General features: G+C 45.1%; 11 protein-coding genes and 2 tRNA genes. All 13 read left to right on the forward strand.

Features of this window, described 5'->3' with window-relative positions; translation table 11 throughout:
• Positions 1–55 precede the first annotated feature (55 nt).
• A complete protein-coding gene (gene secG / locus AB6D58_RS13675) occupies positions 56–388 on the forward strand; it encodes a preprotein translocase subunit SecG (protein ID WP_017059392.1) in 333 nt (110 codons plus the stop codon).
• 16 nt (positions 389–404) lie between these two features.
• Positions 405–489 (forward strand) — tRNA-Leu (locus AB6D58_RS13680).
• 53 nt (positions 490–542) lie between these two features.
• Positions 543–619, forward strand: a tRNA-Met gene (locus AB6D58_RS13685).
• A gap of 234 nt (positions 620–853) precedes the next feature.
• The gene (gene rimP, locus AB6D58_RS13690) at positions 854–1,309 is read left to right on the forward strand and encodes a ribosome maturation factor RimP (RefSeq protein WP_004738265.1); all 456 of its coding nucleotides are present in this window, start codon (positions 854–856) and stop codon (positions 1,307–1,309) included.
• 35 nt (positions 1,310–1,344) lie between these two features.
• Entirely contained in the window at positions 1,345–2,832 is a 1,488-nt protein-coding gene (gene nusA, locus AB6D58_RS13695; RefSeq protein WP_017059230.1) for a transcription termination factor NusA, read from the forward strand.
• Between the two features lie 22 nt (positions 2,833–2,854).
• The gene (gene infB, locus AB6D58_RS13700; RefSeq protein ID WP_017059231.1) at positions 2,855–5,545 is read left to right on the forward strand and encodes a translation initiation factor IF-2; all 2,691 of its coding nucleotides are present in this window, start codon (positions 2,855–2,857) and stop codon (positions 5,543–5,545) included.
• Positions 5,546–5,679: 134 nt separating this feature from the next.
• Positions 5,680–6,093 carry a 30S ribosome-binding factor RbfA gene (rbfA, locus tag AB6D58_RS13705; protein WP_017065964.1) on the forward strand — a complete coding sequence of 138 codons (414 nt, stop codon included), beginning with the start codon at positions 5,680–5,682 and terminating at the stop codon, positions 6,091–6,093.
• Positions 6,093–7,046, forward strand: coding sequence for a tRNA pseudouridine(55) synthase TruB (gene truB / locus AB6D58_RS13710; RefSeq protein ID WP_017059233.1), 954 nt, complete (start codon positions 6,093–6,095; stop codon positions 7,044–7,046). Before rbfA ends, truB begins: the two co-directional genes overlap by 1 nt.
• 213 nt (positions 7,047–7,259) lie before the next feature.
• The gene (gene rpsO, locus AB6D58_RS13715; RefSeq protein ID WP_010436144.1) at positions 7,260–7,529 is read left to right on the forward strand and encodes a 30S ribosomal protein S15; all 270 of its coding nucleotides are present in this window, start codon (positions 7,260–7,262) and stop codon (positions 7,527–7,529) included.
• A 378-nt stretch (positions 7,530–7,907) separates the two neighbouring features.
• A complete protein-coding gene (gene pnp, locus AB6D58_RS13720; RefSeq protein WP_019819855.1) occupies positions 7,908–10,028 on the forward strand; it encodes a polyribonucleotide nucleotidyltransferase in 2,121 nt (706 codons plus the stop codon).
• Between the two features lie 124 nt (positions 10,029–10,152).
• Positions 10,153–11,076, forward strand: coding sequence for a lipoprotein NlpI (gene nlpI / locus AB6D58_RS13725; protein ID WP_372157549.1), 924 nt, complete (start codon positions 10,153–10,155; stop codon positions 11,074–11,076).
• 153 nt (positions 11,077–11,229) lie between these two features.
• The gene (locus AB6D58_RS13730; RefSeq protein WP_017056675.1) at positions 11,230–11,637 is read left to right on the forward strand and encodes a MarR family winged helix-turn-helix transcriptional regulator; all 408 of its coding nucleotides are present in this window, start codon (positions 11,230–11,232) and stop codon (positions 11,635–11,637) included.
• 89 nt (positions 11,638–11,726) lie between these two features.
• Positions 11,727–13,064, forward strand: coding sequence for an MATE family efflux transporter (locus AB6D58_RS13735; protein ID WP_136981643.1), 1,338 nt, complete (start codon positions 11,727–11,729; stop codon positions 13,062–13,064).
• The last annotated feature ends 67 nt before the right edge of the window (positions 13,065–13,131 follow it).

The raw sequence follows: 13,131 nt of genomic DNA on the forward strand, positions 1-13,131 counted from the left end.
TAAAAATAGTTTTTTGAACGGCGCTGGCTCAACAATTAGGAACATAGGTGGAAAAATGTTTACAGTTCTACTTGTGATTTACCTGTTGGCAGCGCTTGGTGTAATTGGCCTAGTGTTGATTCAACAAGGTAAAGGCGCAGATATGGGAGCCTCTTTCGGTGCTGGCGCTTCAAACACTGTGTTTGGTGCTGGTGGCTCAGGAAATTTCCTTACCCGAATGACTGCAATTTTTGCAACTACATTTTTTATCCTTAGCTTAGTGCTTGGTAATATGTCTACACATAAAACTGAGTCACAATGGATCGACCCGACCCAAGGTCAGGTGATTCAACAAGCTGATGATGCAGTGAGTGAAGTTCCGGCGCAAGGCGACGAAATTCCACAATAATCTGTAAAGATTTGATGCCGAGATGGTGAAATTGGTAGACACGCTAGCATGAGGTGCTAGTGCCTTAGGGTGTGAGGGTTCGAGTCCCTCTCTCGGCACCATGTTTACAAACTTGTAAAACATCTTGTTGGGCGTATAATGCTCGCAAGTCGGACGCGGGATGGAGCAGTTTGGTAGCTCGTCGGGCTCATAACCCGAAGGTCGTCGGTTCAAATCCGGCTCCCGCAACCAATTTCAATGCTATTATATAGCTTGTATTGGTAGCAAGTTTGCACAGTGTGAACCTCACTGTGAGTTAGGTGCGATATCGAATGTGATGGCACTTAACATATAAGGGTCCAGCAACAAAAACCCCGGCTTATACGGGGTTTTTTGTTATCTAAGCATTTGTAAATGTATTTAGATAATGTTTGCTTGGAATTTAAATTGGGCTTTGAGCCCTTTTTTTGTTTCTGGAGTGGTTAAATGACTGGTTTAGAAAGACAACTTACTGAAATGCTTGACGCTCCAGTAGCAGCATCAGGTTATGAGTTAGTTGGATTAGAATTTATTCGTGCTGGTGAGCACTCAACGCTACGTATTTACATCGATTCACCAAACGGTATCAATGTAGATGATTGCGCTGAAGTTAGCCACCAAGTAAGTGCCGTAATGGACGTTGAAGATCCAATTTCAGTGGCTTATAACCTTGAAGTGTCTTCACCAGGTTTAGAGAGACCACTGTTCAAAGCAGAGCATTACCAACAATTTATTGGTCACGAGGTAAGCATCGTTTTGAAAATGGCTGTCGGCAACCGTCGTAAATGGAAAGGTGATATCCAATCTATCGAAGGCGAGACAGTGAAAGTATTGGTTGAAGGACAAGAAGAAGAATTCGTCCTGAGCAATATTGCGAAAGCTAACCTGATCCCTAAATTTTAGTTCTCCTAGAGAGAAGAGCTTAAGAGGCTAGATTAATGAACAAAGAAATTTTGGCGGTAGTAGAAGCTGTTTCAAATGAGAAAGCAGTTCCTCGTGAGCGTATTTTTGAAGCGCTTGAAATCGCGCTTGCAACGGCAACAAAAAAGAAAAGCGAACTAGAAATTGAAGTTCGTGTTGAAATTGACCGTAAAACGGGTGATTTCGAAACTTTCCGTCGTTGGGAAGCTGTTGAGGAAGTTGAATTCCCAACAAAAGAAATCTCTATTGAAGCTGCAAAGTACGATGACCCAGAGATCGAACTTGGCGGTTTCATTGAAGATGATATCGAATCAGTAACGTTTGACCGTATTACGACTCAAACGGCTAAGCAAGTTATCGTACAGAAAGTACGTGAAGCTGAACGCGCTCAAATCGTTGAGCAGTTCATCGATAACGAAGGCGAGCTAGTAACTGGCGCAGTTAAGAAAGTTAACCGTGACACTATTATTCTAGACCTAGGTAACAACGCTGAAGCGGTAATCCTTCGTGATGACCAACTTCCTCGTGAAAACTTCCGTCCAGGTGACCGTGTTCGTGGTCTTCTTTACGCAGTTAAACCAGAAGCTCGTGGTTTCCAGCTTTTCGTTACTCGTTCGAAGCCAGAAATGCTAGCTGAACTATTCCGTGTTGAAGTGCCTGAGATTGGTGAAGAGCTAATTGAACTTAAAGGTGCTGCACGTGATGCCGGTTCTCGTGCTAAAATCGCTGTGAAAACAAACGACAAACGTATTGACCCAGTTGGTGCGTGTGTTGGTATGCGTGGCGCACGTGTACAAGCTGTTTCTAACGATCTTGGTGGTGAGCGTATTGATATCGTTCTTTGGGATGATAACCCGGCTCAATTCGTAATCAACGCAATGGCTCCTGCTGATGTTGCTTCAATCATCGTTGATGAAGACGCACACTCTATGGATATCGCTGTTGAAGCGGATAACCTAGCACAAGCGATTGGCCGTAGCGGTCAAAACGTACGTCTAGCGTCTCAACTTACTGGTTGGGAACTGAACGTAATGACTGTTGCTGATCTTGAGAAGAAGCACCAAGAAGAAGCAGTTGCTTCTATTGAAAACTTCATGAAGCACCTAGACATTGAAGAAGACTTTGCTCAAATGCTTGTTGAAGAAGGCTTCTCTACGCTTGAAGAAGTAGCATACGTTCCTGTGAACGAGCTTCTTGAAGTAGACGGTCTAGACGAAGGTATCGTTGAAGAACTACGTAACCGCGCAAAAGACGCACTGACTACTCTAGCGCTAGCGAAAGAAGAAACTTTCGACGGTGTTGAGCCTGCTGAAGACTTACTTGCACTTGAAGGTCTTGAGCGTGAAATGGCTTACAAGCTAGCAGCAAAAGGCGTTGCGACACTGGAAGACCTAGCTGACCAAGGCGTTGATGAACTAGAAGGCATCGAAGACCTAACTGCAGAGCGTGCAGGCGAGCTAATTATGGCTGCGCGTAACATCTGTTGGTTCGGCGACGAAGAATAATTCAGCAAGGAGAGAAAGCGGTATGACACAATTAACAGTTAAAGCACTGAGTGAAGAGATTGGTACGCCAGTTGACCGCTTAATTGAACAACTTGCTGATGCAGGCATGAAGAAAGCAGGGTCGGATCAAGTGACTGATTCAGAGAAGCAAACATTGCTAACGCACCTTAAAAAGGAGCACGGCGATACTTCAGGCGAAACAGAACCGACTCGTTTAACTCTTCAACGCAAGACCCGCAGCACGCTAAGTGTTGCCGCTGGAGGCGGTAAGAGTAAGGATGTTCAAGTAGAGGTACGTAAAAAGCGTACTTACGTGAAGCGCAGCACTATTGAAGATGAAGCGAAACGTGAAGCTGAGGAAGTAGCTAATCGTGAAGCGGAAGAGAAAGCACAACGCGATGCTGAAGAGCAAGCGAAACGTGATGCTGCAGAGAAAGCACAGCGCGAAGCTGAAGAAAAAGTAACACGTGAAGCGGATGCAAAACGTGAAGCTGAAGAGAAGGCTCAACGCGCACAAGCTGAAAAGGCTAAAAAAGACATGAATTCAAAAAATGCAGACGCTAACGCACAAGCGAAAAAAGAAGCGGATGAACTTAAAGCTCGTCAAGAGCTAGAAGCAACTCGTAAAGCAGAAGCTGAAGCAGCTAAGCTTGTTGAAGAAGCTCGTAAGTTAGCAGAAGAGAACCAAGAACGTTGGTCTGAAGAAGAGAAGAAGAAGAAAGAGCAAGAGAAATCTGCGGATTACCATGTGACTACTTCTACTTACGCTCGTGAAGCTGAAGATGCGGCAGATAAGAAAGATGAGAAAGCACCTCGTCGTCGCAAGAAGAAAGCAGCTCCTGCTAACCAACCTGCAAACAACCGTGGTGGTCGTAACCAGCGTGGTCGTGGCGGTAAAGGTAAGCTTGCTAAACCAACTTCAATGCAGCAAGGCTTCGATAAGTCAGCAACTGTTGCTAAATCTGACGTTGCTATCGGCGAAACTATCGTTGTTTCTGAACTGGCTAGCAAAATGTCAGTTAAAGCAACTGAAGTTATCAAAGTAATGATGAAGATGGGCGCTATGGCGACTATCAACCAAGTGATCGACCAAGAAACAGCACAACTTGTTGCTGAAGAAATGGGTCACAAGGTAATCCTACGTAAAGAAAACGAACTTGAAGAAGCAGTACTAGCTGACCGTGATAGCGATGCTATCGCTGAAGGTCGTGCTCCTGTTGTTACTATCATGGGTCACGTTGACCACGGTAAAACTTCAACACTTGATTACATTCGTAAAGCACACGTTGCTTCTGGCGAAGCTGGCGGTATCACGCAGCACATTGGTGCTTACCACGTAGATACTGACAACGGTATGATCACTTTCCTTGATACTCCTGGACACGCGGCGTTTACAGCTATGCGTGCTCGTGGTGCTCAAGCGACAGATATCGTTGTACTTGTAGTTGCAGCAGACGATGGCGTAATGCCACAAACAATCGAAGCAATCCAGCACGCGAAAGCGGCAGGCGTTCCTCTGATTGTTGCTGTGAACAAGATCGATAAAGAGGGTGCAAACCCAGACAACGTTAAGAATGAGCTAGCTCAATACGACGTTATCCCTGAAGAATGGGGTGGTGAGAACATCTTCGTTCACATCTCTGCTAAACAGGGTACAAACATCGATGGTCTTCTAGAAGCTATCCTTCTTCAGTCTGAAGTTCTTGAACTTACAGCGGTTAAAGAAGGCATGGCGTCTGGTGTTGTTGTTGAATCTCGTCTTGATAAAGGTCGTGGTCCAGTTGCAACAGTACTAGTACAGTCTGGTACTCTAAACAAAGGCGATATCGTTCTTTGTGGTCAAGAGTACGGCCGTGTTCGTGCAATGCGTGATGAAAACGGTAAAGACATCGAAACTGCAGGTCCATCTATTCCTGTAGAAATTCTAGGTCTTTCTGGTGTTCCTTCGTCAGGCGATGAAGCGACTGTTGTACGTGATGAGCGTAAAGCACGTGAAGTTGCGAACTACCGTCAAGGTAAATTCCGTGATGTTAAACTAGCTCGCCAACAAAAAGCGAAACTAGAGAACATGTTCGCGAACATGACGGCTGGCGAAGTTGCTGAGCTTAACGTGGTACTTAAAGCTGACGTTCAAGGTTCTGTAGAAGCGATTGCTGACTCTCTACTGAAACTGTCAACTGACGAAGTGAAAGTGAACATCGTAGGTTCTGGTGTTGGTGGTATTACTGAAACTGATGCAACGCTTGCTGCAGCTTCTAACGCTATCATCCTTGGTTTCAACGTTCGTGCTGACGCAACTGCGCGTAACACGGTTCAGAACGAAAACCTAGATCTACGTTACTACTCAATCATTTACCAACTAATTGACGAAGTTAAACAGGCGATGGGCGGTATGCTTGCTCCTGAATTCCGTCAAGAGATCATTGGTCTTGCACAAGTTCGTGACGTATTTAAGTCGCCTAAACTTGGTGCAATCGCTGGTTGTATCGTGACTGAAGGTACGATTAAGCGTAGCAACCCAATCCGCGTACTTCGTGAAAACGTTGTTATCTACGAAGGTGAACTAGAGTCACTTCGTCGCTTTAAAGATGACGTACAAGAAGTTAAGAACGGTTACGAGTGTGGTGTCGGCGTTAAGAACTACAACGACGTTCGCGTTGGTGACCAGATCGAAGTATTCGAAATCGTTGAGGTTAAACGTACTCTAGACTAATCAGTCTGTACGACTCGACATATTGACTAAGGTTACTAACATTACTAGTAAAGGTAATAAGTAATCGGTTGTTGAATACACCATGGGGGGCTGGTTATTACCAAGCCCCCCATCTTTCTAAGTGAGAAAAGAAAATGTCAAAAGAATTTAGCCGCACACAACGTGTGTCTCAGCAGCTTCAAAAAGAGCTTGCGCTTATCCTACAACGTGAAGTTCGTGACTCACGTATTGGTATGGTAACTATCTCAGACGTAGAAGTGTCTCGTGACCTTGCTTACGCAAAAGTGTTCGTGACTTTCCTATGTGTTGGTGAGCAAACACCGGAATCATGCCTTAAAGCTCTTAAAGAGCATGAAGTGCCAGTTCGTATGGCTCTTGGTAAGCGTATTCGCCACCGTCTAACGCCTGAAGTTCGTTTTACTTACGACAACACACTAGTAGAAGGCATGCGTATGTCTAACCTAGTAAGTGAAGTTCTGAACGACGACAAGCGTAAGCAAGAAGAAGCTGGCCGCACTGACGAAACTCAGTCTAAGGGCGAAGAGTAATGGCTCGCCGTCGTAAAGGTCGCCCTATCAACGGGGTAATTCTATTAGATAAGCCGACTGGTATTTCGTCTAATGATGCACTGCAAAAAGTAAAGCGTATTTACTTTGCAGAGAAGGCAGGGCACACCGGTGCTCTGGATCCTCTTGCGACTGGCATGCTGCCAATTTGTCTTGGTGAAGCGACGAAGTTCTCTCAGTTTCTTCTAGATTCTGATAAGCGCTACGTTGTTATCGCTAAGCTTGGTGAGCGTACCAATACCTCTGACTCTGATGGTGAAGTGGTAGAGACACGTGATGTTAACGTGACTCAAGAACAGCTTGAGCGTTGCATTGCGAGCTTCAAGGGTGAAACCGATCAGATACCATCAATGTTTTCGGCATTGAAGTATCAAGGTAAGCCTTTGTACGAATACGCACGTGCAGGTATTGAGGTTCCTCGTGAGTCTCGTAAGATCACTGTGTACTCTATTGAACTGCTTCGCTTTGAAGGTGATGAAGTTGAAATGGAAGTGCATTGTTCGAAAGGCACATACATCCGCACAATTACCGACGATCTTGGTGAGATGCTAGGTTGTGGTGCTCACGTGACCATGCTTCGTCGTACAGGTGTCGCGAAGTACCCATACGAGCGTATGGTGACTTTGGAGCAGTTAAACGAGATCTTAGAGCAAGCACAGGCGCAAGAAATTGCACCGAAAGAGCTGCTTGATCCACTGCTGATGCCAATGGACACTGCCGTTGAAGACTTACCAGAAGTAAACCTGAACGCGGAACTGACTGACCTAGTTCAGCACGGTATGCCAGTTCAGGTTGCTGGTGCGCCAACTGAAGGCACGGTTCGTATGACAAGTGGCGAAGAGAAGCTGTTTGTCGGCGTAGCTCAGATTGCTGAAGATGGCCGAGTTGCACCGAAGCGTTTGGTTGTTTTCAGAGATGAAGAGCCACAAGCGTAGCGCTTACATCGGATCTTAGCGCTGAGTCGTGAAAAGCGAGCAAATAAGATAGAAAGCGAACGCCTAATTTAGGTGGTTCGCTTTTTTCGTTTTTAATGGGTTCGATTGTTATTGCACCAACTGACAAACTTCCCTATAATCCTCGGCTCGCGTAGCGGCTGAATCAGAGATTGGCTGCTATAAATATAAACTTACTCTTATCAGGAGAGAATTATGTCTCTGAATGCAGAAACTAAAGCAGCAATCGTTGCAGAATACGCACAATCTGAAGGCGACACAGGTTCACCAGAAGTACAAGTAGCACTACTTACTGCTTCTATCAACCACCTACAAGGTCACTTCAAAGCGCACAAACACGATCACCACAGCCGTCGTGGTCTACTACGTATGGTTTCTAGCCGTCGTAAGCTTCTTGATTACTTGAAAGGCAAAAACCTTGCTCGTTACCAAGACCTAATCAAGCGTCTAGGCCTACGTCGCTAATAGCGATGTCTGCAAAGACAGTTTGAAGAAAAGGAGCATTTATGCTCCTTTTTTTGTGCCTGTAAGAAAATGCTAGGCTGGATGCTCAGAATATCATCTGGCTTTTTCTGATAGGAAATATATCTCCTAATAAAAATAGTTTATACTACGCCCGCCTATAGCGTTTTCAGCGTTTGGCAATCAACCTCTCAAGAGATTACAGTCACAGATGTCGGCCAATAGGTCGCGACTATTCAAAGGCGGATTTGGTCTTAATTCGGCGTATGAACACATACAAAGAGTCACCATCCTAAGTCCCTTTTCACTAGTCGCGATTGGTAATGTCTTGAGTCATTATTCACTTAATCTAAAGTCTGACTTTAGAGCTAAGGATATACAATGTTTGAAAAACCAGTTGTAAAATCGTTCCAGTACGGTAACCACACCGTTACTCTAGAAACGGGCGTAATTGCACGTCAAGCTACTGCTGCTGTAATGGCGACTATGGACGATACTTCAGTATTCGTTTCTGTTGTTGCTAAGAAAGAAGCAGTTGCAGGTCAAGACTTCTTCCCACTAACAGTAAACTACCAAGAGCGTACATACGCTGCGGGTAAAATCCCTGGTGGTTTCTTCAAGCGTGAAGGTCGTCCTTCTGAAGGCGAAACACTAACAGCTCGTCTGATTGACCGTCCAATTCGTCCACTTTTCCCAAGTGCGTTTAAAAACGAAGTTCAAGTTATCGCTACGGTTGTTTCTATCAACCCTGACGTAAACCCAGACATGATCACTATGATCGCAACATCTGCTGCGCTTGCTATCTCTGGTGCTCCATTCAATGGTCCTATCGGTGCTGCACGTGTTGGTCACATCGACGGCGAACTTGTTCTTAACCCATCAAATACTGAGCTTGAAAACTCTAAACTAGACCTAGTTGTGTCTGGTACAGAAGGCGCAGTACTTATGGTTGAATCTGAAGCAGATAACCTATCTGAAGAAGAAATGCTTTCAGCTGTTGTTTACGGTCACGACCAACAACAAGTTGTAATCAAAGCAATCAACGAGTTTGCTGCTGAAGTTGCAACTCCATCTTGGAACTGGGAAGCACCAGCAGTTAACACAGAGCTTAAAGCTCAAGTTGCTGAACTTGCTGAAACACGTCTATCTGACGCGTACCAGATCACTGAGAAAATGGCTCGTTACGAGCAAGTTGGCGCAATCAAGAACGACGTTGTTGAAGCTCTAATTGCACAAGACGAAAACCTAGATGAGCGCGAAATCCGCGGCATGCTTGGTTCTCTAGAGAAAAACGTAGTACGTAGCCGCATCATCGCTGGCAACCCACGTATCGATGGCCGTGAAAAAGACATGGTTCGTGCGCTAGACGTACGTACTGGTGTTCTTCCACGTACACACGGTTCTTCTCTATTCACTCGTGGTGAAACTCAAGCACTTGTTACTGCAACGCTTGGCACACAACGTGATGCTCAAATCATCGACAGCCTGATGGGTGAGAAGAAAGACAACTTCCTTCTACACTACAACTTCCCTCCATACTGTGTAGGTGAAACTGGTTTCGTTGGTTCTCCTAAGCGTCGTGAAATTGGTCACGGTAAGCTTGCTAAACGTGGTATCCAAGCAGTAATGCCTTCTGTTGAAGAATTCCCATACACAGTTCGTGTTGTATCGGAAATCACAGAATCTAACGGTTCTTCTTCAATGGCTTCTGTATGTGGTACATCTCTAGCTCTTATGGATGCTGGTGTTCCAATCAAAGCTTCTGTTGCGGGTATCGCAATGGGTCTTGTTAAAGAAGGCGACGATTTCGTTGTTCTTTCTGACATCCTTGGCGACGAAGATCACCTAGGTGACATGGACTTTAAAGTAGCAGGTACTAACGCTGGTATCACTGCACTTCAAATGGACATCAAGATCGAAGGTATCACTAAAGAGATCATGCAAATTGCACTTAACCAAGCGCAAGGTGCACGTAAGCACATCCTTTCTGTAATGGATGAAGCTATCTCTGGTGCTCGTGAAGATATCTCTGAATTCGCTCCACGTATCCACACAATGAAAATCAGCTCTGATAAGATCAAAGATGTTATCGGTAAAGGCGGCGCAGTTATCCGTGCTCTTTGTGAAGAAACTGGTACTACAATCGAAATCGAAGACGATGGCACAATCAAGATTGCTGCTACTGAAGGCGCAGCTGCTAAAGAAGCTATCCGTCGTATCGAAGAGATCACAGCTGAAGTTGAAGTTGGCCGCATTTACCAAGGTAAAGTTGCTCGTCTAGCTGACTTCGGTGCATTCGTTACTATCCTTCCAGGTAAAGATGGTCTAGTACACATCTCTCAAATCGCTGACAAGCGCGTTGAGAAAGTGTCTGACTACCTAACTGAAGGTCAAGAAGTTCCTGTTAAGGTTCTTGAAATTGACCGTCAAGGCCGTGTACGTCTAAGCATGAAAGAAGCAGTTGAAACGCCAGCTGAAGGCGAAGCACCTGCTGCTGAGTAATTCTCAGTGTGTCGATGGTGATATCGCTTTTTAGTGATTTCTAACCTATCGTCAACAAAGCATGTTATAAAGGGGAGCATATCGCTCCCCTTTTTTATTGCGGTCATAACAGGAGTAATTATTTGTGAAATGGTTTCAAACCGCGAGTATGTGTTTACTGCTTGTACTAACAGGTTGTGCGACAACATCAGATAACACCTCAAGTTGGGTTTATCCACCGATGGCTGTGCCACTGCAACCAAGCGTTCAGCAAGAAGTTCAAATTGCACGTCTTAGTCAGTTATTACAGCGCCCAGATTTGAACGATGAAGTTCGAGCTAAGATGCTGTTTGAACGTGGTAACTACTACGACAGTGTTGGCCTGCGTGATCTCGCGCGTCTCGACTTCAACCAATCTCTTTCATTGAACCCAGCTCAACCTGATATCTTCAATCTTTTGGGTGTTTACTTTACGCAGGTAGGGGAGTTTGATGCGGCTTATGAATCTTTTGATTCTACGTTAGAGCTTGATCCTGCAAACTCTTACGCAGAAAGAAACCGCTCTATCGCGCTTTACTATGGCGAGCGTTACGACTTAGCCAATGAAGAGATGATGAAGCACTATGCCGACGATCCTAGCGATCCGTTTCGCGCTCTGTGGTTGTACATCATTCAGCATAAGCTGACGCCAGAGCAGGCTAAGCTTGATTTGCAAAAACGTTACGAGAGCCGTGATGAGCAGTGGGGTTGGGTATTAGTCGCGATTATGCTTGATGACATTACTGAAGAGCAGGCTTTCAAGGCGATCTTAACCGGTACTCGTGACAACACGTTACTTGCGCAGCGTCTAACAGAGACGTACTTCTACCTTGCTAAGCGTTACCATATGAATGGTGATTACGCGAATGCTATCTCTTTGTACAAGTTAGCGGTTTCTTTTAACGTGTATGAATACGTAGAACACCGTTACTCTTTCTTAGAGTTAAGCCGTATCTTCACCACGCTTAAAGCTGAGCACTTAGCACAAGTTAAGTTAGCTGAGGCCGAAGAAGAGGCTAACGCTAAGTAAGCAACACATTTTGATTCCGAAAAGCCGCTGCCTGTCAGCGGTTTTTTTATGCTCATTTTTTATGATCTTCATCTCGTTTTGATTGCTTTTTATTTAAACAACACTAAAATAGTTAGTCTTGCTAACTAAATGCCATTCTTTGATTAGGTGAGTATGCTGAACCAGAATTTAGAAAAGATTGAGCGCTTCGCCTCTAAGATATGGCGCACTCAGGTAAATGAAGATCCTATTTGCCAATTGAGCTTCAATGAATATGACTATTTGAAGGTCATTCAAGCCTCTCCTGAACCGATCCGATTGACAGATCTGGCGATTGAAATGCAAGTAACCAAGCCTTCAGCAACTACTATGGTTCAAAGGTTAGAGAGAAAAGGTCTCGTTGAGCGTAAAGCTTCGCTCGAAGATGCGAGGTCTAAGTTGGTCGTACTGACCAGCAAAGCGGAAGTCGGCTTGGAAGAAGAAAGTAAGATCTATCAGGTCATGGCACAGATACTGGAAAGCCGTTTGTCTGAGCAAGAATCTCAGCAGTTAAACCTATTATTAAATAAAGCTTTAAAGTAAATAATTTAGATATTTAGTTAGCCTTGTTAACTAATTTTTCGAGTCATATCTTGTTGATATGCGACTCACAAATGAAAGTAGAGTAAGAAATGAGTAACTCAATTAGTCGTCAATTTTGGCGATACACAATCCCTACCGTGGCGGCCATGTTGGTTAATGGCCTGTACCAAGTGGTGGATGGCATCTTCATTGGCCGCTATGTGGGGGCTGATGGACTTGCAGGTATCAATGTTGCGTGGCCTGTGATTGGTTCGATTCTTGGTATTGGTATGTTGGTGGGTGTGGGCACAGGTGCGCTTGTCTCGATTCGCCAAGGTGAAAAAGATACTCAAGGCGCTAAGCAGATCTTAGCAACGGGCTTAACCTTGTTGTTAGCGATAACGCCTATTGTCTCTGCATTGCTGTTCTTGTTTGCTGATAACTTCTTGCTTTGGCAGGGCGCTGAAGGGCGAGTGTATGAACTTGGTCTGCAGTACTTACACATTCTGATTGGTGCTAGTGTCTTCACGCTAGGTTCGATCGCGATGCCGTTTCTACTGCGTAACGATGACAGTCCGAACTTAGCGACGATACTGATGATCGTTGGTGCGGTGATTAATATCGTGCTCGATTACCTGTTTATCGCTCTCTATGGCTGGGAGTTGATGGGTGCAGCATTAGCAACAGCGATTGCCCAGTTTGTAGTAACAGCTCTCGGCTTGGCTTACTTCTTCTCGCGTCGAGCAAACCTACGTTTACGTTGGAATCAGTTGAGATTGAAGCTGGATGTGATTCCACAAATCTTCGCCATTGGTACATCAAGCTTCTTTATGTACGCTTATGGTTCGATGATGGTGGCGCTTCACAATGCGTTGTTCTCTCAATATGGCGACCAGTTGATGATTGGTGCGTACGCGATTTTGGGCTATATCGTGACGGTTTATTATCTCACGGCTGAAGGTATCGCCAACGGCATGCAACCTTTGGTGAGCTACAACCATGGTGCGCGTAACCAAGCGAACATCCGTAAGTTACTTAAGATAGCGATGATGAGTTCAGTATTGATTGGTGTGGCGTTCGTGCTACTTCTGAACGCGTTCCCACGGGAGTTTGTATCAGTATTTAACTCAGACGAACCTCAGTTAGTTGAGTACACGGTGTTGGGTATTCGACTACACATGTTTGCATTGGCGCTGGACGGTTTCTTAGTGGTAGCGGGTGCTTATTACCAAGCGGTAAACAAGGGCAGCAAGGCGATGTTTGTAACGATAGGCAATATGCTAATCCAACTGCCGTTCCTGTATATCATGCCTAAGTTGTACGGTGTGCCGGGGATCTGGATTGCGTACCCACTGTCTAACATCGCGTTAAGTGTGGTGGTGATGGTAATGCTCTACAAAGACTTAAAGAAGCTCGATGCCTCACCGATGGAAACAGCGACGGCATAGGCCGTGTTTCTTAAGTCGAATTAAAAAGGTCTAGCGAATGCTAGACCTTTTTTGTATCTGTTGCTGG

Source organism: Vibrio sp. 10N.239.312.D08, assembly GCF_041466145.1.
GTDB classification, from domain to species: Bacteria; Pseudomonadota; Gammaproteobacteria; order Enterobacterales; family Vibrionaceae; genus Vibrio; species Vibrio crassostreae_C.